Genomic DNA, 20,452 nt, shown 5'->3' with positions numbered 1-20,452 from the left:
TTTCACCCCTTGACGGCGCCCTGCATGACACCGGCGACGATCTGCCGCCCGAGTACGAGGAAGACGATGAGCACCGGAACCGTCGCGAGCGTGGTTCCGGCGAGTACGAGCGAGTAGTCGACGTAGTAGCCGCTCTGCAGCTTCTCCAGGGCGACCTGGAGAGTCGGGTTGTCGGCGTTGAGCACGACCAACGGCCACAGGAAGTCGTTCCAGGACTGCATGAACGTGAACACGCCGAGCATGGCGGCGGCCGGCCGGGCGGCGGGCAGCGCGACGTGCCAGAACGCGCGCCACAGGCTGCAGCCGTCCATCCGCGCCGCCTCGACGAGCTCGTCGGGGATGGCGTCGAGCAGGTACTGCCGCATCCAGAACACGCCGAACGCGGTGACGAGGTTCGGCACGATCACGGCCTCGAGTTCGCCGGCCCAGCCGAACTCGGCCATCGCCATGTACAGCGGGATGATCCCGAGCTGGGTCGGCACTGCCAACGTTGCCACGACGAACAGGAACAGCACGCCCCGGCCGCGGAAGCGCAGCTTGGCGAAGGCGAACCCGGCCAGCGTCGACAGCAGCACCACCGAGAACGTCACGGTGCCGGACACGATGAAGCTGTTGCCCAGTGCCTTCCAGAACGGCACGGTGTCGAACACCCGTGCCGCGTTGGTGAAGAAGTTCCCGCCGGGGATCAGCGTGAAGTCGCCGGTGAGGACAGCGTTGTCGCGGCTGGCGACCAGGAACGACCAGTAGAACGGGAAGGCGGAGCCGAGCACGAACGCGGCGAGGAAGCCGTAGATCGCGAAGGACGGACGTTTCATCATCGGACCGCCCTCCTGGTGATGAAGAAGTTGAGGCCTGCCACGGCGATCACGACCATGAACAGCACCCACGCGATGGCGGAGGCGTAGCCGAGGTCGAGGCCCTGGAACGCCGACTGGTACAGGTAGAGCACGACGGTCTGGTACTGGTGCTCCGTGCCGCCGCCGCTGCCGCCGGACGGCTCGAACAGCTTCGGCTCGGTGAAGATCTGCAGGCCGCCGATGGTCGAGGTGACGATCACGAAGATCAGCGTCGGCTTCAGCATCGGGAGCGTGATGCTGAAGAACCGCCGCAGCGCGCTCGCGCCGTCGACCAGTGCGGCCTCGTAGACGTCACGGGGGATCGCCTGCATGGCGGCCAGGACGATCAGCGCGTTGTACCCGGTCCACCGCCAGTTGACCATCGACGCGATGGCGACGTGGCTGCCGAAGGTGCTGGCCTGCCAGTCGATCGGGCCGATGCCCACGGTGGTGAGCACGCTGTTCACCAGGCCGTACTGCGGGCCGAACAGGTTGCCGAAGATGATCGTCAACGCCACCAGGCTGGCCACGTAGGGCAGCAGCACGCCCATCCGCCAGCCGGTGCGGGCCCGCAGGTTCGCGTTCAGCAGCGCCGCCAGGACCACGGCCACCACGATCTGCGGACCGCTGGAGAGCACGAAGATGCTGAACGTGTTGAACAGCGCGTTCCAGAACTGCCCGTCCTCGAAGAGGGTCCGGTAGTTCTCCAGCCCGATGAACGCCGGGTCGTCGGCGCCGACCTCCCAGTCGAACAGGGAGACGTAGGCAGTGTAGAGCAGCGGGAACAGCCCGATCGCGCCGAACAGCAAGAAGAACGGCGCGACGAACAGGTACGGCGACACCTTCGCGTCCAGTTTGGACACCCGGTGCCACCGCGGCGGCCGCGGGCGAACCTCCTCCGCTCGCCCGCGGTCGACCTTGGAGAGAGTGGCCGTCACTACTTGGCCGCCTTCTGAGCGCCCTCGACGGCGGTGGTCCAGGCCTCGTCGGCGTTCTTGCCCTGCTCGACCGACTGCAGTGCCGGGCTGAACACCGTCTCCTGGATCTGGCCGTCGGCCGGACCCTTGTACTGCGCGATCTTGATCTTCTTGGCCTGTGTGGCGAACAGCGCGCCGGCCTTGACGTCACCGAAGTAGGCGTTGGCCTGCTCCAGCAGCTCCGGCGCGTCGAGCGCCTTGACCTGGCTGGGGAAGGTGCCCTTGGCCTTGAACGCCTTGATCTGCTGCTCCGGCGCGGTCAGCCAGGCGGCGAGCTCGGCGGCCTTCTTGGCGTTCTTGCTCTGCTTCGGCACGCTCAGGTACGAGCCGCCCCAGTTGCCGCCACCGTTCGGGAACGCGTCGGTGACCGCCCACTTGCCCTTGTTCTCGGGGCCGGCCTGCGACTCCACGACGCCGAGCATCCACGACGGGCAGGTCTTGGTGGCGAACTTGCCGAGCTTGAACCCGGTGTTCCACTCGTTGCTGAACGCACCGAGCCGTGCCGACTGTCCCTTTGCGACAGCGCCGGTCACCGCGGTCCAGTCCGCCTTGATGGCGGTGTTGGTGTCGACGACCAGCTTGTCGGACTTGTCGTAGTAGCCGGTCTCGTGCTGGTTGTGCATCGCGTTGTAGACCTGGGCGGCGCTGTCGAACCAGGCGACGCCGGGGACCTTGGCGATGAACGTGTCACCTGCGGCGAAGTAGCTGTCCCACGTGGTGAAGAGCGCCTTCACGCCTTCCGGGTCGGACGGCAGACCGGCTTGGGCGAACAGGTCCTTGCGGTAGCACATGGCGAGCGGGCCGATGTCGGTGCCATAGCCGATGAGCTTGCCGTCCTTGGTGGTGACGGCGTCGGTCTTCCACTGGAGCCAGCGGTTGTCCTCGATCTTCGGGCCGATCTCCTTGAGATCGTTGAACTGCCCGGACTTCGACATCACCTGGCTCAGGTAGCCCTCTTCGACGGCCTCGATGTCGGCGAGTCCGGAGCCGGCGCCCAGCTTGGTGAACAGGTTCTGGTGGTGCGGCTGACCCTGTCCGGTCTTGCGCTGGGTGATCTTGACGTCCGAATGAGCCGCCTCGTACTCCTTGAACAGCTCTTCGTAGCCGAACTCGTTGAACGTGGCGATCGTCAGTTCGGTCTTTCCGTCCGCGGTCTGAGTGGCCCCGCCTGATCCGCAAGCGGTGGTGGCGGCGGCGGACACGGCGGCACAGATCAGCACGCTGATCCAACGGTGTCGCACGGGAGAACTCCTCTGGTCTCGGCGGCGAGGGTCTGGGAGCGCTCCCAGATGCCGAGGAGTGTCGTACTGGCTTCGAACGTGTGTCAAGACACACTTCGGCCCACACCAGGCCTTTTCGATGTCGTTCGACGGGGTGACCTCGTGGTTCATGACTCAGGTCACGGTTGGGAAACCTGGGAGCGTTCCCGGAAGTATGTCCTTTGGGTTAACACTGCGTGCTTCACCCGGCACGCACCGCCGTCAGGGCCTGTGTTGGTCTGCGGCAGACGGTTCCTGGCGGCGCGGCCCGCGTACGACACCGGTGTGCGGCCGTCCGGCCGCCGCGACTCTCGTCGAACCAGACCTCACCGCGTCAGGCGCTCGCGCGACGCACCAGAGAGGTCGGCAGCAACAGCGACGGCGGAAGGCCGTCCTCGCCGGCCAGTTCGCCCAGCAGCCGCCACGTCATCGTGCGGCCGAGTTGCTCGACGTCCTGCCGGACCGTGGTGAGCGGGGGAGTGGCCGTGGACGCGAGCAGCGAGTCGTCGAACCCGACGACCGCCACGTCCTCGGGCACGCGCTTGCCACGGGCGTGCAGCACCTGGAGCACGCCCAGCGCGATGATGTCGGCGGCGACGAAGACCGCGTCGACGTCGGGTGCCCGGTCGAGCAGTTCGGTCATCGCGCGAGCGCCGCTCTCCGGCGTGAAGTCGGCCTCGGCGACGAGGTCCGCGGGCAGCCTCGCCTCGCCGAGCCCGCGCCGCCAGCCGCTGAGCCGGTCGAGGCCCGCCGCCATGTCGCGCGGGCCCGCGACGGTCGCGATCCTGGTGCGTCCCAGTGAGACCAGGTGCCGCACCGCGTCCAGGCCGCCGGTGAAGTTGTCCGAGTCCACGAACGGGACCGAGCCGGAGCCCAGGGGGCGTCCGCCCACGACGACCGGCAGGCCGATCTCCTGGAGCCGGCGTGGCAGCGGGTCGTCGCCGTGCAGGCTCACCAGCAGCGCGCCGTCGACGTGACCGCTCGCCAGGTAGGCCAGGAGGTCGTCGTGGTCCTCCGGGTGGCTGAGCAGGAGCAGCAGCTGGATCTGCCGCCCGGTCAGCTCGGCGTGCACCCCGCGCAGCACCCCGGCGAAGAACGGGTCGCCGAGCACGCGGCCGCTCTGCTCGGAGACGATCAACGCGATGGCGTTCGCCTTGCTGCCCGCGAGCGAGCGGGCGGCCTGGTTCGGGCTGTACCTGAGGTGGGTGATCGCCGTGTGCACGGCGTCCCGCGCCTTGTCGCTCACGTACCGTTCGTCGTTGATCACCCTGGAGACCGTGGACTTGGACACCCCGGCCAGTCGGGCGACCTCCTCGATCCGCGGGCCGGGCCGTCGCTGCCGGTCGATCTCCGTCATGACGTTCATCGTAGGGCCGTGAGAGCGCGTTCATGGCACGACGCTGTGCCATGAACGCGGCTGGGGTCGGGGCGGGACGCCTGCCGCGCAGAACGTCCCGTCCCGAAGTCGTCAGGGCTCGGCACCCCACGCGAGGGCGCCCCCGGTGTGGGCGGTCACCCGGTCGAAGTCGGTGAGAGCACTGCTGATCCGGTAACTGTGGTCGTCGGACTGGGTGAAAGTGGACCAATCGGACTTCGCGGTCCTCACCTGGATCTCGCCCGTGCTCGCTCCCGCGGCGAGGCTGCCGGACGTGAAGGACACCTCCAGGTACGCGTCGGCTCCCGGGCGTGCGGTCGCGAGCTTGACCACCCGCACCTGGATGCCGGCGCAGCCGATCTGCGCCCAGTCGCACCAGGTCTGGTACGTCGCCGCCGGTGCCTCGCCGGTGAACCAGTACCGGATCGTCGTGGTGGTCAGGCTGGCCGGTGAGGTGCCCCGGTTCGTGAGCTGGAGGGTGGCGCCGATCTGGTTCGACGTCGCTGCCCCGGATCCCTTGTGCTGCACCGCGAGAGTGCTTGCTGTGCCGGGGAGTGTGCGCGTGGCGATCGATGTGCTGGGCGCGGAGACGTTGCCCGCCGCGTCTCTCGCGCGCACTGAGAACGTGTATGGCGTGTCCGGCGCGAGGCCGGTGACCCGCAGGCTGGTCGTGGTCGCTGTGCCGATGACCGTGGTGCCGTTGAGCACGTCGTAGCCGGAGACTCCGAGGTTGTCGGTCGAGGCCGTCCAGTTCAGCGTGACGCTGGTGGAGGTGGCGCCCGAGGCGGTCAGTCCACTGGGGACCGAGGGTGGCTCGCTGTCCTCGACCACGCCGCCGGGCTCGTTGCCCCACACCGTCCTGCCGTCCTGGCGCAGCACGATCCGGTCGGTCTGGGCGACGGTGTTGCCGCTGCCCAGACCGGTGTGGGACCAGTCGTTGGCCGGATCCCACGTGCCGGTGCTGGTGATGCGGAACTGGACCTCCTTGCGGTACGCGGACTGCCCGGCCGGAGCCACGCCGGGGCACGGGATCTCCACGTAGTACACCGCGCCGCGGTACTGCGCCGGCGCACTCGGTGTGCCGCACTGGTTGTAGTTCGTGGTGACGGTGATCTGGCCCGGCGTGGTGGTGCCGTCGAGCGTGAAGTAGTAGCGCAGCGTGCCGTTGAACGTCCGCGCCGGCCACGCGCTCTTGTTGAGCACGAACGCCTTGATCTCGGTGAACTGCGCGGCGCTCTGGTTCACCGACGCCTGGACGGTCAGCTCGGGGCCGTCCGGCGTCTCGGCCACCGGGAAGTTCGTGAGCGGGGTGCCGCCGAACTCCCCGTACAGGCGGGCGAGGGCGCCGGTGAAGCCGGCGTTGTAGTCGAGCGCGACCTCGTTCATCACGTAGTCGCTGCGACTGTCGGTGTAGGCGTCGTTGTTGGTGCTGGGGCCGCCGACCAACGCGCCGTAGAGCACGTGCCGGCTGGTCACCGGTTCCTGGATGCTGTCGGCCCACGAGCCGTGCGCCGTGCGGTGGTGCGGGTTGCGCGGCGGGTTGGTGCCGAAGCCGACGACGTAGCTGGAGTTGCGCGGGTTGTCGCCGAGGGCGTAGTTGACCTGCCGCACACCGAAGTCGTGGTAGGTCCTGGCTCTGGCGCTGTCGCGAGTGGACAGCCAGTCGGCGTACGTCAGGGCGGCGAACGCGGTGTTCGCGGCGTAGCGCAGAGAACCCCAGCTGTCGAGCACCGCCTGGCCGCCGGGGGAGTAGCGCACCCGGTTGCCGTTGTAGCCGGTGGTCCAGAAGTCCAGCCAGCGGTTGGCGTCGGTGACGTAGGTCTGCTCGCCGGTCAGCTTGGCCATCAGGACGTAGGCGCCGTAGGACTTGTCGTCCCAGGCGATGGTCCACTTGTAGGAGCGTTCGGTGCTCTGCGGTTCGGTGCCGAGCTTCTGGTACTCCGCCTTCGCCTTGGTCAGGTAGCTCGCGTCACCGGTGGCGCGGTGCAACCAGATCGCACCCCAGACGAGCTCGTCCTGGTAGCCGCTCCAGGAGTTGTAGAAGTTCGCGGCGTCCGTGATGCACGAGCTGTACTTGCCGCGATAGGTGTCCGCGAAGGTGTAGAGCTGCTTGGCGTGCGTGAGCAGAGTCGCCGCGTAGGCAGGGTCGGTGTCCTTGAAGACCATCGACGCCGACGCCATCGCCGCCGCGTACTCGCCCGCGAGGTCGGAGCCGGGACACGAACTGTCCACTTTGTACGACGGGCGGGCCATCGGCATGACCTCCGCCGATCCCCACCAGGCGTGGTCGGGGTTGCCCGCGCCGACCTGCCCGTAGACGACGTTCGGGGACGGATGCGCCTTGATGATCCAGTCGGTGCCGTGCTTCAGGTTCGCCAGGAGATGCGGGAGCTGGCCGGAACTCGCGTAGGCGGCCCGGTTCTCCACGGCTCCCCAGGCGAGCATGGACACGCTGAACGCGAACGGCAGCCCGAACTTGACGTGGTCGCCGGCGTCGTAGAAGCCGCCCGACAGATCGAGCCCGGCGTCGGCGCCGTCGCGCACCGCCGAGTCCGCACGCCAGCTCACGCGATTGCCCGCCGGCAGCACGCCCGACCGCTGGGCGTCGTAGAACCAGACCGACTTCTGCAACGCCTCGGCGTAGTTGAACGCGGGTGCGGCCGCCGATGGTGGCGCCAGTGGACCGGCCATCCCCGCGAGCAGTGCGACGAGGACGGCTGCCACAGCTCTCGACATGCGACTCTGCACGTCAGCCTCCGATGACAGGGGTTCCGACTTGTCTGGGAGCGCTCCCAGATTTCGGACTGTAACGGTCACGAAAGCCGTCCGACAGGGGTGCGGACACGTTCGACGGGCGCTTCGACCACAGTTCGACGACTCACTTTTCGAGCGTGTTGATGCTGGTTACAGTCCGGCTCCGACTGGGAACGCTCCCAGGCCGTGGAGGTGGGTGGCATGACCGGAAGGCGCATCGTCGCGCTGACGGCGGCGTTCGTGTCGGTGGCCGCGAGCATCGGCCTTGCGGTCGTGGCTCCGGCCGCCGCCGCGCCGGGGTGCAAGGTGGACTACGCGGTCCCGAGCCAGTGGCAGAACGGGTTCACCGCCAACGTGTCCGTGACCAACGTCGGTGACCGGGTCGACGGCTGGCGGCTGACCTGGACGTGGCCGTCGGGCCAGCAGGTGACGCAGGCCTGGAACGCGACCGTCACGTCGTCCGGCAGTCAGGTCACGGCCGCGGACGCGGGCTACAACAAGGTGATCGAGCCGAACGCCAAGGTCTCGTTCGGCTTCAACGGCAGCTGGTCGGGCACGAACACCGCGCCGGAGTCGTTCGCGCTCAACGGAGTCACGTGCACCGGCAGTCCCGGGCCGACCCCGACGACGACCACCACGACCACGACGGGAAATCCCGTGCCGGGCGACGCGATGGCGCAGGTGGCGGCGATGCAGCCGGGCTGGAACCTCGGCAACACGCTGGACTCGACTGGCGCCGACGAGACGTCCTGGGGCAACCCGCGGGTCACGGAAGCCTTGCTGGACAACGTGAAGGCGCAGGGCTTCAAGAGCATCCGCATCCCCGTCACGTGGGGACAGCACCAGGCGTCGGACCACACCATCGAGGCGGCTTACCTCAACCGCGTCAAGGAGGTCGTCGGCTGGGCGTTGGCGGACGGCTTCCAGGTGATGATCAACATCCACCACGACTCGTGGCAGTGGATCTCGGCCATGCCGTCCGACCGGACCGGCGTGCTCACCCGCTACAACGCGATCTGGACGCAGCTCGCGGCCGCTTTCAAGGACTCGCCGGGAAAGCTCGTCTTCGAGAGCGTGAACGAGCCGCAGTTCACCGGCAGTTCGGGTGACGCCCAGAGCGCCCAGTTGCTGCACGAGCTGAACGCGTCGTTCCGCGACATCGTGCGGCGGTCCGGCGGCAACAACGCGAGCAGGCTCCTCGTGCTGCCCACCCTGCACACGTCGTCCGACCAGGCGCGGCTCGACGAGCTGGCGACGTCGATGCGCGGGTTCAACGACCCGAACCTGATCGCGACCGTGCACTACTACGGCTACTGGCCGTTCAGCGTGAACGTGGCCGGCGGCACGCGGTACGACGCGACCGCGCAGAAGGACCTGACCGACTCGTTCGACCGCGTGTACAACACCTTCGTCGCCCGTGGCGTCCCGGTGATCCTCGGCGAGTACGGGCTGCTCGGGTTCGACCGGCACACCGGCACGATCGAGCAGGGCGAGAAGCTGAAGTTCTTCGAGCACCTCGGTTACTACGCGCGCACCAAGAAGATCACCACGATGCTGTGGGACAACGGCCAGCACCTCGGCCGCACGTCCTTCCAGTGGAGCGATCCCGAGCTGATCGCGCAGATCAAGTCGAGCTGGGCCACCCGTTCCGGCACGGCGTCGAGCGACCAGGTGTTCAGCGCCCGGTCGAGTGCCGTCGCCGCCAAGACGATCACGTTGAACACCAACGGAACCACGTTCACCAGCCTGCGCCAGGGTACGACGGAACTGGTGCGGGGCACCGACTACACGATCGCGGGCGACCAGCTCACCCTGACCGCGGCGGCGATGACCCGGCTGAGCGGATCGCGGAGCTACGGCACGAACGCCGTGCTGTCGGCCCAGTTCTCGGCCGGAGTGCCGTGGCGGATCAACCTCATCACCCACGACGTCCCGGTGCTGTCCGCCGCGACCGGCACCACCGGCGCGTTCTCGATCCCGACCACCTTCCGCGGCGACCTGCTCGCCACGATGGAGGCGAGGTACGCGGACGGGTCGAACGCCGGCCCGCACAACTGGACCTCCTTCAAGGAGTTCGACCGGGCGTTCGCGCCGAACTACACCACCGGCGCCACGACGCTCACGCCGGAGTTCTTCGCCGAGGTCAACGACAACGCGCGGGTGACGCTGACGTTCCACTACTGGAGTGGCGCCACCGTCACCTACCACGTCACCAGGTCGGGCAGCGCGGTCACGGGGAGCTTGTGACCTTCAGTCCGCGGCGCAGCGCCTCGATCTCGTCGGCGAACATCCGGCGCGTGATCTCCGCGCTCTGGACGAGCGAGGACCCGTGGAACGTGGCGGGGTAGAGGCGCAGTTCGGTGGGTACGCCGGCGTGCGCGAGCCGCCGTGCGTACTCGACGCCCTCGTCGCGCAACGGGTCGTACTGGCAGGTGGTGACGAACGCGGGCGGCAGCCCTGAGAGGTCGGTGGCCCGTGCCGGGGCGGCGTACGGCGAGACGTCGTCGCCGCCCGGTTCGGTGCCCAGGTAGGCGGTCCAGCTGTAGATCGCGTTGGGGCGGTTCCACAGCGGGGTGTCCACGTAGTCCCGCATCGACTCGGTGTCGAGCCGGTCGTCCAGCTCGGGGATGCCGAGGAACTGGAAGGCCAGCTGGGGGCCGCCGCGGTCCCGTGCCAGCAGCACGGTTCCCGCGGTGAGCCCGCCGCCCGCGCTCTCCCCGCCGATGCCGAGCCGGGCGGGGTCGATGCCCAGCTCGTCGGCCTTGGCCGCCGCCCAGGTCAGTGCCGCGTAGCAGTCCTCGACCGGCGCCGGGAACGGGTGCTCGGGCGCCAGCCGGTAGTCCACCGACACGACGACGACGTCCAGTTCGTCCACGATCTTCAGCACGTGCGCGTCGAACATCTCGACGCTGCCGACGACGAACCCGCCGCCGTGGATGTAGACCAGGCCGGGCACGGGGCCCGTGCTGCCGGAGCGGCGGTAGATCCGCACCGGTACGTCCGGAGCGCCGGAGGGACCGGGAATAGTCTCGTCGCGGACGTCGATCGGGTTCGCCGGTTCGTACGCCGGCACGAGGCCGGCCAGTTCCGACTGCTGGGTGCGGGCGGCGACCAGCGCGTCGTAGTCGGTCATGACCACCTGCGGCAGCATGTCGAGCCAGGGCAGGAGTTCCGGATCGATGTCGTAGCTCATGGGATTGATCCTCGGCTCGATGTGGCGGTGCGGGCAGCCGACACGTGGCGGGAGATTCGGGCGCCCGGCCAGCCACCTGTCGGGGCTATGGTGGCGTGATGCGAGGCCTGCTGCTGAGGTTGTCCGGGCTGGACGCCGACGCCGAGAGCGCGGTGAGGGTGATCGGGTTCTTCGATCGCCTGATCACCGAGCGCGCGGGCCTGGACGCGTTGGTGCGCAGCACGTCCGAACTCGCCGGGTGCCCGGTCGGCCTGAGCGCGCCAGGACAGGGACTGGCGCTGCGAGCCGACACCGGTGGTGCCGTCACGGCGGGGCCAGTGCCCGCGCGGGCCGCCGTCCGCGCTCTCGAAGGCGGCGTGCGGGTCTGGGTCGCGCGGGAGGGCACGCCCGCGCCGTTGGACGACATGTTGCTGGAACGGTTCGCGATCGCGGCCGCCGTGCTGCTGGAGCACTCCAGCGTGCCGTTGCCGGAACTGGGCGATCCGGCGCTCATCGAGCTCGTGCTGTCCGAAAGCGTTGGTACAGCGGAACGATCTCGTGCCCTGCACCTGCTCGGCATCGCCGCCACAGCGCCGTTGCGCGTGCTCGCGGCGACCGGCGAGGTGCCGGGGCGGTCGGTGCTGCTGGGCACCGTGCGGGCGGTGCTGAGCACCGAGGTCCCCGACGTGGAAGGGCGTCTCGGCATCGGGCCGTTGCTGCCCGCGATCGAGGCGGCGCGATCCTGGCACGCCGCGCGGACGGCGTTGCGGTACACATCGGACAGTGAGCCGGTGGTGTGGTGGGAAAGGCTCGGCGGGTTGGCACTTCTCGCCGAACAGCTCGACTCCGCGGACATCGCGGCGCTGCCGGACGTGCGCGCACTAGACCGGCTGGCCGCCGAGCCGGGCATGATCACGATGCTGGACGCGTTGTCCGCCACCGGTTCGGTGCGCAAGGCGGCGGCGGTGCTGCACCGGCACCACAGCACGATGACCGCCCGGCTCGTCCGCGCCGAGTCGGTGCTCGGGTTCGGCCTGGACGAGGCGTCCGGGCGGTTCCGGTTGCACCTGGCGCTGATGCTGCGGCGGCTGCGGGACAACGCTTAGGAGACCGGCGCCCGCCACAGGCCGACGAGCGCGTCCACCAGTCCCGTCGCGGTGTCGTGCCAGCTGGCGCGCGGGGTCGGGGTGTCGTCGGCCAGGGCGCGCTCGCGTTCGGCGATCATGTGCACCAGCAGCTGGCGGGCCATGTCGTGGCGTTCGGCCCGCACGTCGTCCGGCAGGTCGGCCAGGCACGCGTTCAGGCCGGCCAGGAGGCGCACCTGCGACGGTGACGAGCGCGTCTCCTCGATGATGATCGGCCGCAGCGTCGGGTCGGTCATGACCTGCGCGCCGAACCGGGCGAACCAGGTGGGGCTGCCGACCGCGTCCAGGTGCTCGGTGACCGGGCGGACGAGGCAGCTGAGCCAGTCCCGGATGTCCGGGGAGTCGCCGAGCTCGGAGACCATGCGCTGCCGGATCTCCTCGACCTGTGCCAGGTGCTTGCGCGCGATCGCCCGGACGAGGTCGGCCTTGGTGCCGAAGTGGTAGCCGACGGCGGTGTTGTTGCCCTGTCCCGCCGCTTCGCTGACCTGGCGGTTCGAGACCGCCAGCACCCCGTGCTCGGCGAACAGGCGCTCCGCCGCGGTCAGGATCAGCTCGCGGGTGGCGTGCGCCCGCTCGGCCCTCGTCGGGTTGTCGACCTTGCTCATCACGTCACCATCTTCCACCGGGAGCTGCTCCGGACATCGCGGACATCCTTCGCGCGAGCCGTTCAAGATGCCCTCCCCCTCCAGATTAAGTCAAGCGACTGACTTAGACTCGGTGACGTGCTCCTCGAAGAAACGCCTCCGGTGACCCGTCCGAACGTCGTCGTGGCAGTCCTCGCACTGGGCGGCATCACGGTGGCGCTGATGCAGACCCTGGTCATCCCGCTCCTGCCGAGGTTCCCGGCACTGCTGAACTCGTCGCCCGGCGACACGACCTGGGTGATCACGGCGACGCTGCTGGCCGGCGCGGTCGCGACTCCCGTCGTCGGCCGGCTCGGCGACATGTACGGCAAGCGCCGCATGCTCCTCATCAGCCTGATCCTGCTGGTCGCGGGCTCGGTGATCGCCGCGCTGAGCTACTCGCTGGTGCCGCTCGTCGTCGGCCGCGTGGTGCAGGGACTGGCGGTCGGTGTCATCCCGCTCGGCATCAGCATCATGCGCGACGAACTGCCGGTGGAACGGCTGGCGGGGGCGACCGCGCTGATGAGCGCCTCGCTCGGCGTCGGCGGTGCGCTCGGCCTGCCCGCGGCGGCGATCCTGGTCGAGCAGACCGACTGGCACATGCTGTTCTGGACGTCCGCGGGCGTGGGCACCCTGGTGCTGGCCGCGGTGCTGGTCTGCGTGCCCGAGTCCCCTGTCCGCAGCGGCGGGCGGTTCGACCTCCTCGGCGCGGCGGGGCTGTCGGTCGCGCTGGTCAGCCTGCTGCTCGGAGTGTCGAAGGCGTCCCAGTGGAGCGGCGGCACGGTCACGGGCCTGTTCGTAGTGGCGGCGGTCGTGCTCGGGCTGTGGGGCTGGTGGGAGCTGCGGTCACCGCGGCCGCTCGTCGACCTGCGCACCACGGCCCGGCGTCAGGTGCTGCTGACCAACATCGCGTCCTTGGTGTTCGCGTTCGCCATGTTCGCGCAGTCCCTGGTGCTGCCGCAGGTGCTCCAGCTGCCGGTCTCGACGGGACACGGACTCGGGCAGTCGTTGCTCGTCACGGGCCTGGTGCTGGTGCCGTCCGGGCTGGTCATGATGGCGACGTCACCGGTGGCCGCGCGGATCTCGAACGCGCGGGGCCCGCGCACCACGCTGATCCTCGGCACGCTCGTGGTCGCCTTCGGTTACGGCGCGGGGATCTTCATGCTGACCGCGGTGTGGCAGCTCGTCATCATCTCGGCCGTGATCGGGGCCGGCATCGGCCTCGGCTACGGCGCGATGCCCGCCCTGATCATGGGCGCCGTGCCGACGTCGGAGACCGCCGCGGCCAACAGCCTCAACGCGTTGATGCGCGCGATCGGCACGTCGGTGTCGAGCGCGGTGGCGGGCGTGGTGCTCACGCAGGTGGGAGTGCCGTTCAGCTTCCAGCTCATCCTGGGCCTGGGCGCCGCGACCGCGCTGCTGGCAGTCGTGGTCGCGGCGTTCATCCCCTCGGCGAGTCCGGTGAGGCAGGTCAGTCCGGTCAGTCCGGTCAGCTGAAGAAGCGCGTGATCTCGCCCGCGACGAAGTCCGGCTGCTCCTCGGCGAGCCAGTGGCCGGACCCGTCGACCCGCACGACCTCGAACTGGTTCGCGACGTTCGGCAGCGCGCCCAGGAACTGGTCGTAGGACGAGATCGAGGCCAGTCCCAGCACCGGTGGCACGAGCTTGGCATACGTCTTGCCGTCCGCGATGTCCTGGTGGAACGCCTGGTACCAGCCGTTGCTGGCCCGGATGGCGTCCGGTGAGTTGTAGTTCTGCGCGTAGATCCGCCGCGAGCGTTCGTCGATGGCGGACGGCGTGAACGCGGTGTTCGCGAACAGCCAGTCGACCAGGTACCGGAACCGCCCGGCCAGCAACTGCTCGGGCAGCCCCATGACCTGGTTGAACGCGAACCACCACAGGCTGAATCCGCCCGGCGGCGGCAGCAGCGGGATCTGGTAGAAGCTCTCGTCGGGGTGCAGCACGTCCATGAACGCGACCTTCTTCGTCGCGTTGGGGAAGTTGGCCGCGAACGAGAACGCGACCATGCTGCCCAGGTCGTGCCCGACGACGTTGACCTTGTCGTACCCGAGCTTCTTGACGAGCTCGTGCAGGTCCGTCGCCATCGTCTTCTTGTCGTACCCGCCGGCCGGCTTGTCCGATCCGCCCTGCCCGCGCATGTCGACCGCGATCACCCGGAACCTCGTGGCCAGCGCGGGCATGATCTTGTTGTACAGCCACCAGGTCTGCGGCCATCCCGGCAGCAACACCAGCGGCTCGCCCCTGCCGCCGGTGACGTAGTGCAGGCGCACCCCGTTGACCTGCGCGTAGTTGTGCCTGAAACCGGGGAGGTCCGGCTCGGCGACCTTCCGCTCGGTGTCCGCGGCGGCGGTCCCGGCGCTCGCGGCGAGCGCGGCGCCCGCACCCAGCGCGAACACCCTGCGCCTGTTCAGCTCCATGTCCCTTGCCCCCATCCGTTGCTCGGCGCGGACATCCGAACAAGCGGCGCTTGAGCACGAGTGGAGATCAGGGAACGAGGTGGTGGGCGACCGTCGGCCAGAGGCCGCCCTTGATCTCCCGGTCTTCGTCGCGGACGAACCCGGCGCGCTCGGCGACCTTGCGGGAGCCGATGTCGTCCCGGTGCGTCCACAACCTCGGCCTCACCCCAGTTCGGCGGAGTCCGTGAGCCGCAGCTTGCGGCGCGCCCGCTGGTAGAACGTCGTCATCCCGAGCCGCACCACGCGCGCGGCACCGGCGCGGCCGCGCAACGACACCCGCTGGCCAGACTCGACGTACCCCGCGACCATGCCGTCCACCTCGACGGCGAGGCGGCCGCTGGACGGCAGCAGGTCGAGGTCGACCTCGTCGTTCACCGACAGCACCACGCCCCGGCTGTAGGCGGAGTGCGGGGCGGCCGGGGTGACGAGCAGGGCCTCGACGGACGGGCTGGTGATCGGGCCGCCCGCGGAGAAGCTGTAGGCGGTGGAGCCGGTCGGGGTGGCGACGATGACGGCGTCGGCGGCGTAGCTGACGAACGGCTGGCCGGCCACGCGGACGGCGACGCGGGCGCTGCCTTCGCCGGGGATGCGGACCACGGCGACGTCGTTGAACGCGGTGACCTTCTGGTCGTTGAAGTGCGCGTCGACGGCGAGGCGGGGTTCGACGGTGAAGTCGTGGGCGTCGATGGCGCTCAGGGCGGCGGGCAGGTCCGGGACGTCGACCTCGGCCAGGAAGCCGAGTTTGCCCAGGTTGACGCCGAGGACCGGGGCTCGTTCGCCGTCGGCCATGCGCATGGCGCGCAGCATCGTGCCGTCGCCGCCGAGGCTCACGAGCAGGTCGGCGCGGCGGCCCAGCTCCTCCGCGGTGACCGGGGTGGCCTCGCAGCGCAGGCGCTGGATCTCGTCGGAGATGCCGAGGATCTCGACACCGCGCTTGGTCGCCCAGCCGAGGACTGCCTCGACGGCGGCGGCGGAGTCTCGTTGCGGGTGCAGCACCAGGCCGGCGGCGTGCACGTCAGTTCGTCCTCTGTCGGGTCACGACGCCAGTCTGCCGAATTCCCGGCGGGTGTGCGCCCCTCGTCCGAATGGCTGATGGTCACGCCTGCGAACCGGCCGTTCGGCGGGCGGGCGTGGCCTGGAGGAGGAGTCCGGAGTGGACGTCCGTTCCTAGGTTGGCTGCATGACCATCCTGCTAGCCGATCCGATCGTGCGCGCCGTCCGCGTGCTCGACAACGGGGATCCTTTGGTGCCACTGGACTACGCGCCCGGCGTGCTGGTGCGGGAAGGGCTCGCGCGGCGGCTCGACGTGGCCCGCGCGCTGCTTCCGTCCGGTGTGGACCTGCGGGTGATCGAGGGGCACCGCAGCATCGACGACCAGAGCGCGATCATCGAGCGGTACACGGCCGAACTGCGGGAACTGCATCCCGCCGCCGATGCTGTCGAGCTCGGCCGGTTGTCCAGCCGGTTCGTGGCGCCGCTGGCCGTCGCGCCGCACGTCGCGGGTGCCGCGGTCGACCTGACGCTGGTCACGACGTCGGGGGCCGAGCTGTGGATGGGCACGGCGGTCGACGCGACGCCCGAGGAGAGCAACGGCACGTGCTTCTTCGCCGCGCAGGTCGACGACGAGGCCCGCCACAACCGGACGGTGCTGGCCGACGCGCTGAGCGCGGCCGGCCTCATCAACTATCCGACCGAGTGGTGGCACTGGTCCTACGGCGACCGCTACTGGGCGTTGCTGACCGGGGCCGACCACGCCGTCTACGGACCAGTGGAGGTGCCTGCGTGGGCGCGCGCGTGACGAGCCTTCGCCAGGTCTCGGCCGGTCCGTCGCTCTCGATCGACCTCGCCGCGGTGGCCGCCAACACGAGGCGGTTCGTGTCGCTGGCCCGGGGCGGCGTCATGGCGGTGGTGAAGGCGGACGGGTTCGGGCACGGGCTGGGCGACGTCGCCCGGACCGCCGTGGCCGCCGGTGCCACCTGGGTCGGGGTCACGTCCCTGGCCGAGGCCGTCGCGGTGCGGGAGTCCGGTGTGGACGTTCCGGTGCTGAGCTGGCTCAACCCGGTCGACGCCGACGTGCGGACGGCGGTCCGGTACGGGATCGACCTGAGCGTGCCGAGCCTGGAGCACCTCGCGGTGATGGAGGCCGGGGTGCGCGTGCACCTCCAACTGGACACGGGGATGGCGCGGGACGGGGCCGCGCCGGAGACCTGGCTGTCGCTGATGTCGGCGGCACGTCGCGCGGAACTGGCCGGGAGGGTCTCGGTCGTCGGAGTGATGGGACATCTGCCTTGTGCGGACATTCTTGGAGCGAATGAGTCCGGGAAGCGGGCGTTGCTGCGGGGAGTCGCGATGGCGCGCCAGGCGGGGCTGCGGCCGTCCGTGCGGCACCTCGCGGCCACGAGCGCCGCGCTGACCGACCCCGGCACCCATCTGGACGTCGTCCGGATCGGGGCCGGGCTGGTGGGGATCGACCCGTCCGGGACCACCCGGCTGCGCTCCGCGTTGCGGTTCACGGCGCCGGTGGTCCAGGTGCGGCGGGTCGCCGCGGGAACCGGGGTCGGCTACGGGCACGCGCATGTGACGGACCGTGCGACGACGTTGGCGTTGCTGCCGGTGGGCTATGCGGATGGCCTGCCGCGCACCGCTTCCGGCAACGCCGAGGTGTGGCTGGCGGGCCGGCGCCGGCCGGTCGCCGGGGTGATCTCGATGGACCAGGTCGTGGTCGACGTCGGGGACGACGTGGTGGAGCCGGGGGACGAGGCGGTGGTCTTCGGACCGGGGGACGACGGCGAGCCGACGGTGGGGGACTGGGCTCGGTGGTCGGGAACGATCCCGCACGAGATCGTGACGGGCATTGGGGCGAGGGTGCGGAGGAGCGTTCGATGAGGGGGATCCGCGTCGCCGTGATCGGCGGCGGGCAGAACTGCGAGCACGACGTCTCCGTGGCGTCGGCGGCGTCGGTGCGCGAGGCGCTCGATCCGGAGAAGTACGAGGCGGTGGCGCTCACGATCGGCCGTGACGGCCGGTGGTACGGCCAGAACGGCCAGGTGCTGGACACGCTGACGTCCGGCAGCCTCGCCGCCGCGCTCGACGTGATCGCGACCTGCGACGTCGTGTTGCCGCTGGTCCACGGGCCGCTGGGCGAGGACGGCACGCTGGCGGGCCTGTGCGAACTCGCGGGCGTGCCGTACGTGGGCTCGCCGCTGCGGGCCGGGGCGCTCGCGATGGACAAGTGGGCCACCAAGCTCGTCGCCGAGGCCGTCGGGGTGCGCACGGCGAAGGGCGCGCTGGTCACCAACGCGTCCACTGTGGACTTCACCGGCCCGGTCGTGGTGAAGCCGGTGGCGGCGGGGTCGAGCTTCGGGGTGAAACTCGTCGAACGCGAGGAGGATCTCGAACCCGCCGTGCGCCAGGCGCTGGAGCTGGACGACCGCGTGCTGGTCGAGGAGGTCCTGGACGGCCGCGAGATCGACATCGCTGTCCTGGACGACCCCGAGGAGGGCCGCAGGACCGGTCCACCGCTGGAGATCCAGGTGCCCGGACTCTTCGACACGACGGTGAAGTACGACGGCAGCGCGAAGTTCGTGATCCCGGCTCCGTTGGCGGACACGGAGCTCAAGGCGCTGGAAGACGCGGCGTTGCGGGTCTACGAGGCGCTCGGCTGCCGTGGGCTGGCGCGGGTCGACTTCTTCCTCACCCAGGACGGCCTGGTGCTCAACGAGGTCAACACCATGCCGGGCATGACGGCGGAGTCGCAGGTGCCCAAGATGTTCGCGGCCGCCGGACTGTCCTATTCGGACCTGCTGGACAAGCTCGTCCGGGGAGCGATGCGGTGAAGCGGATCGCCGGGCTGGACGTGTTGCGCGGCATCGCGATTCTGCTGGTGATGCTGCGTCACGCGTTCCCTGACGTGTTCCCCGGTGCGGGAGTGGTCGGTGTCGTCGTGTTCTTCACGCTCAGCGGCTACCTGATCACCGGCGTCCTGCAGCGGGAGCTGACGAACACCGGACGCGTCGACTTCAAGCGGTTCTACCTGCGCCGGGCGCGAAGGCTGCTGCCCGCGCTGATAGCGCTGACACTGATCTTCGCGATCGTCACGCTCGTGTTCGATCCGTTGGGGGAACGCGACAAGCTGCTCAGGACCGTGGTCGTGCTGGTGACGTTCACCGGCAATCTGCCCATCGCCGGAGTCAGTCCGGCGGCGTTCCACGGTTGGACGCTCGCGACCGAGGAGCAGTTCTACCTGCTGTGGCCCGCTTTGCTGGCGTTCGCCTGGGTGCGGAACCGGACCGGCGCGGTCCTGGTCGTCACGGCGCTGGGCGCACTCGCGGCCTGCACGGCGACGCTCGTCTGGCTGTGGCCGAACGCCGACAACGCCTACGCGCTGCCGACGTCGTGGTTCGTGTGCTTCGTGATCGGCGCCGCGACCAGGCTGAAGCTGACGACCGCGCCGCGCTGGGCCGTGCCGATCGCCCTGACCGGGCTGGCGGTGCTCTCGGTGGTGCCTTTGCGAGGCCACGCGCTGACCTACCTCGTGGCGGGCCCGGCGATAGCGGCCTGCACGGCCGTGCTGCTGCTGGTCTGGTCGAAGTGGGAGCAGGTGGCGACGCCGATCCGCCCGTTGGTGGCGCTCGGCACCCTGTCCTACGGCGCCTACCTGTGGAACTACCCGCTGACGCTGTGGCTGCGGCCGGAGCTGGGCGCCGCCGCCGGGCCGATCGCGGCGGTGCTCACGATCGTGGCGGCGGCGCTCAGCTGGCGTTACGTCGAGGAACCGGTCATGCGGCGAGGTAGCCGTTCACCAGAGCGAGCCACGCCGGCTTGAGGTGCCACCCGTCCGGCTCGGAGGGGTCGGCGTAGTAGATGCCGTGCGTGTCCGGGTTCGTGCCGCTGATCCGGTAGGTCCACCACGCCCAGCCGATGCCGTTGTCGTCGAAGGCCTGCAGAACCTTGCGGGCCTTCGACTTCGCGTCGTCGTCGCCGCTCTCGATGCCGACCTGGTTGATCCACACCGGCACGTCGTGCGCGGCCCGGAATCCGGTGATCTGCCCGATCCGGTTGAGCGGCTCGGTGAAGATGAAGTAGTTGCAGGTGTAGATGACCTTGGCGTCCACCGTCGTGTAGGCGCCTTCGAGGTGGGCGCAGCTGTAGTTGTCGTTGGGCCCCACGACGATCGGGGTCCGGCGGTCGACGCCACGAATGACACCGATCATCTCGTCGTAGAACGCCTTCACCCCGGCGTCGTTCACCCCGACCGGCTTGGGCTCCGGCAGGATCTCGAACGCCCCCACGAACGCCTTGGTCTTGTAGCGCCGCACGAGGAACTGCCAGACCTCCTTGAACTCCTGCTTCATCGCGGCGTTCGTCCAGAAGTTGTCAGGACGCCCACCCGCGCCCTGCCCGTAGTCGGAGTCCACGAACAGCGTGATCCACATGCCCGCGGCGCTCGCCCGCTCGACGGTCTGGTCGAGCAACGCTAGGTGACCGGCCTTGATGTGGCTGGGGTTCGTGGGGTCCGGATCGCGGCTGTCGACGCCGTCCTTCCACTCACCCCACCAGCGCAACGGGATGCGCACCGAGTTCGCTCCCGCCGCCACGTTGTCGGCCGCGTCCTGCGGCTGGACCGTGCCCCACTGCCCCCAGTTGTAGCCCCGCAGCACGATCGGGTTCCCGGCCGGATCGATCACGTCCGCCCCGGACACCGACAGTCGCGCCGGTGCGGCCGCGCTCGCGGGCACGCCGCCCAGCAGCAGCACGACCGCTGTGGATAACCCGAAGACCACCTGTCTCAGCTTCACGAGAAGTCCCCTCTCAAGATCGGCAAGAACCGTTCGG

18 protein-coding genes are annotated in these 20,452 nt (G+C 69.7%); 7 read left to right on the top strand and 11 right to left on the bottom strand.

Annotation, left to right across the window (positions count from 1 at the left end; translation table 11 throughout):
- Window positions 1-2: 2 nt before the first annotated feature.
- The 5 genes from BM417_RS08965 to BM417_RS08945 all read right to left on the bottom strand — a co-directional run bounded on the left by BM417_RS08965 (window position 3) and on the right by BM417_RS08945 (window position 7,183).
- A complete protein-coding gene (locus tag BM417_RS08965; RefSeq protein ID WP_093589856.1) occupies window positions 3-818 on the bottom strand; it encodes a carbohydrate ABC transporter permease in 816 nt (271 codons plus the stop codon).
- A complete protein-coding gene (locus BM417_RS08960; RefSeq protein ID WP_093589853.1) occupies window positions 815-1,774 on the bottom strand; it encodes a carbohydrate ABC transporter permease in 960 nt (319 codons plus the stop codon). The genes BM417_RS08965 and BM417_RS08960 overlap by 4 nt, the downstream gene beginning before the upstream one ends.
- A complete protein-coding gene (locus tag BM417_RS08955) occupies window positions 1,774-3,054 on the bottom strand; it encodes an ABC transporter substrate-binding protein (protein ID WP_407656104.1) in 1,281 nt (426 codons plus the stop codon). Before BM417_RS08955 ends, BM417_RS08960 begins: the two co-directional genes overlap by 1 nt.
- 352 nt (window positions 3,055-3,406) lie before the next feature.
- Window positions 3,407-4,429, bottom strand: a complete 1,023-nt coding sequence (locus BM417_RS08950; protein ID WP_093590996.1) for a LacI family DNA-binding transcriptional regulator — start codon at window positions 4,427-4,429, stop codon at window positions 3,407-3,409.
- A 111-nt stretch (window positions 4,430-4,540) separates the two neighbouring features.
- On the bottom strand, window positions 4,541-7,183 hold the full coding sequence (locus BM417_RS08945; RefSeq protein WP_093589847.1) for a glycoside hydrolase family 9 protein: 2,643 nt from the start codon (window positions 7,181-7,183) through the stop codon (window positions 4,541-4,543).
- A gap of 219 nt (window positions 7,184-7,402) precedes the next feature.
- Between BM417_RS08945 and BM417_RS08940 the strand changes: the two genes are divergently transcribed.
- On the top strand, window positions 7,403-9,448 hold the full coding sequence (locus tag BM417_RS08940; RefSeq protein ID WP_093590993.1) for a cellulase family glycosylhydrolase: 2,046 nt from the start codon (window positions 7,403-7,405) through the stop codon (window positions 9,446-9,448).
- Here BM417_RS08940 and BM417_RS08935 read toward each other — a convergent pair.
- The gene (locus BM417_RS08935) at window positions 9,432-10,394 is read right to left on the bottom strand and encodes an alpha/beta hydrolase (RefSeq protein WP_093589844.1); all 963 of its coding nucleotides are present in this window, start codon (window positions 10,392-10,394) and stop codon (window positions 9,432-9,434) included. The two genes, BM417_RS08940 and BM417_RS08935, sit on opposite strands and share 17 nt — an antisense overlap.
- Window positions 10,395-10,492: 98 nt before the next feature.
- Between BM417_RS08935 and BM417_RS08930 the strand changes: the two genes are divergently transcribed.
- Window positions 10,493-11,479: a helix-turn-helix domain-containing protein gene (locus BM417_RS08930; RefSeq protein WP_093589841.1), complete on the top strand. Its 987-nt coding sequence runs from the start codon at window positions 10,493-10,495 to the stop codon at window positions 11,477-11,479.
- Here the strand turns inward: BM417_RS08930 and BM417_RS08925 are convergent.
- Window positions 11,476-12,123 carry a TetR/AcrR family transcriptional regulator gene (locus BM417_RS08925; protein WP_093589838.1) on the bottom strand — a complete coding sequence of 216 codons (648 nt, stop codon included), beginning with the start codon at window positions 12,121-12,123 and terminating at the stop codon, window positions 11,476-11,478. The two genes, BM417_RS08930 and BM417_RS08925, sit on opposite strands and share 4 nt — an antisense overlap.
- Window positions 12,124-12,240: 117 nt before the next feature.
- On the opposite strand from BM417_RS08925, the gene BM417_RS08920 reads away from it, so the two are divergent.
- On the top strand, window positions 12,241-13,638 hold the full coding sequence (locus BM417_RS08920) for an MFS transporter (protein ID WP_245821794.1): 1,398 nt from the start codon (window positions 12,241-12,243) through the stop codon (window positions 13,636-13,638).
- Here the strand turns inward: BM417_RS08920 and BM417_RS08915 are convergent.
- From BM417_RS08915 to BM417_RS08910, 3 genes are all read right to left on the bottom strand, one after another.
- Window positions 13,631-14,578, bottom strand: a complete 948-nt coding sequence (locus BM417_RS08915; RefSeq protein WP_093589835.1) for an alpha/beta fold hydrolase — start codon at window positions 14,576-14,578, stop codon at window positions 13,631-13,633. The two genes, BM417_RS08920 and BM417_RS08915, sit on opposite strands and share 8 nt — an antisense overlap.
- 67 nt (window positions 14,579-14,645) lie before the next feature.
- Window positions 14,646-14,771: a hypothetical protein gene (locus tag BM417_RS49835; RefSeq protein ID WP_281251299.1), complete on the bottom strand. Its 126-nt coding sequence runs from the start codon at window positions 14,769-14,771 to the stop codon at window positions 14,646-14,648.
- An 8-nt stretch (window positions 14,772-14,779) separates the two neighbouring features.
- Complete coding sequence (locus BM417_RS08910; protein ID WP_093589832.1) at window positions 14,780-15,631, bottom strand: NAD(+)/NADH kinase; 852 nt, start codon at window positions 15,629-15,631, stop codon at window positions 14,780-14,782.
- A 166-nt stretch (window positions 15,632-15,797) separates the two neighbouring features.
- Between BM417_RS08910 and BM417_RS08905 the strand changes: the two genes are divergently transcribed.
- From BM417_RS08905 to BM417_RS08890, 4 genes are read left to right on the top strand one after another with little or no spacing between them, the layout of a single operon-like run.
- Window positions 15,798-16,415 (top strand): M15 family metallopeptidase, encoded by a 618-nt coding sequence (locus BM417_RS08905; RefSeq protein ID WP_093589829.1) that lies wholly within the window; start codon window positions 15,798-15,800, stop codon window positions 16,413-16,415.
- Window positions 16,400-17,503, top strand: a complete 1,104-nt coding sequence (alr, locus tag BM417_RS08900; protein WP_245821793.1) for an alanine racemase — start codon at window positions 16,400-16,402, stop codon at window positions 17,501-17,503. Before BM417_RS08905 ends, alr begins: the two co-directional genes overlap by 16 nt.
- The gene (locus BM417_RS08895; RefSeq protein ID WP_093589826.1) at window positions 17,500-18,453 is read left to right on the top strand and encodes a D-alanine--D-alanine ligase family protein; all 954 of its coding nucleotides are present in this window, start codon (window positions 17,500-17,502) and stop codon (window positions 18,451-18,453) included. The genes alr and BM417_RS08895 overlap by 4 nt, the downstream gene beginning before the upstream one ends.
- Complete coding sequence (locus tag BM417_RS08890) at window positions 18,450-19,442, top strand: acyltransferase family protein (RefSeq protein ID WP_218164396.1); 993 nt, start codon at window positions 18,450-18,452, stop codon at window positions 19,440-19,442. Before BM417_RS08895 ends, BM417_RS08890 begins: the two co-directional genes overlap by 4 nt.
- Here BM417_RS08890 and BM417_RS08885 read toward each other — a convergent pair.
- Window positions 19,396-20,415: a glycoside hydrolase family 5 protein gene (locus BM417_RS08885; RefSeq protein ID WP_093589823.1), complete on the bottom strand. Its 1,020-nt coding sequence runs from the start codon at window positions 20,413-20,415 to the stop codon at window positions 19,396-19,398. The two genes, BM417_RS08890 and BM417_RS08885, sit on opposite strands and share 47 nt — an antisense overlap.
- Window positions 20,416-20,452 lie beyond the last annotated feature (37 nt).

Source organism: Lentzea waywayandensis, assembly GCF_900115955.1.
Taxonomy (GTDB): Bacteria; Actinomycetota; Actinomycetes; order Mycobacteriales; family Pseudonocardiaceae; genus Lentzea; species Lentzea waywayandensis.
This window is presented reverse-complemented; position numbering and strand designations above follow the sequence as displayed.

Bases quoted from the DNA above. Each gene is read 5' to 3' on its own strand.
- BM417_RS08905 (WP_093589829.1), top strand. From the start codon at position 15,798: ATGACCATCCTGCTAGCCGATCCGATCGTGCGCGCCGTCCGCGTGCTC.
- BM417_RS08895 (WP_093589826.1), top strand. From the start codon at position 17,500: ATGAGGGGGATCCGCGTCGCCGTGATCGGCGGCGGGCAGAACTGCGAG.
- BM417_RS08925 (WP_093589838.1), bottom strand. From the start codon at position 12,123: ATGAGCAAGGTCGACAACCCGACGAGGGCCGAGCGGGCGCACGCCACC.
- BM417_RS08940 (WP_093590993.1), top strand. From the start codon at position 7,403: ATGACCGGAAGGCGCATCGTCGCGCTGACGGCGGCGTTCGTGTCGGTG.
- BM417_RS08950 (WP_093590996.1), bottom strand. From the start codon at position 4,429: ATGACGGAGATCGACCGGCAGCGACGGCCCGGCCCGCGGATCGAGGAG.
- BM417_RS08945 (WP_093589847.1), bottom strand. From the start codon at position 7,183: ATGTCGAGAGCTGTGGCAGCCGTCCTCGTCGCACTGCTCGCGGGGATG.
- BM417_RS08915 (WP_093589835.1), bottom strand. From the start codon at position 14,578: ATGGAGCTGAACAGGCGCAGGGTGTTCGCGCTGGGTGCGGGCGCCGCG.
- BM417_RS08965 (WP_093589856.1), bottom strand. From the start codon at position 818: ATGATGAAACGTCCGTCCTTCGCGATCTACGGCTTCCTCGCCGCGTTC.
- BM417_RS08935 (WP_093589844.1), bottom strand. From the start codon at position 10,394: ATGAGCTACGACATCGATCCGGAACTCCTGCCCTGGCTCGACATGCTG.
- BM417_RS08930 (WP_093589841.1), top strand. From the start codon at position 10,493: ATGCGAGGCCTGCTGCTGAGGTTGTCCGGGCTGGACGCCGACGCCGAG.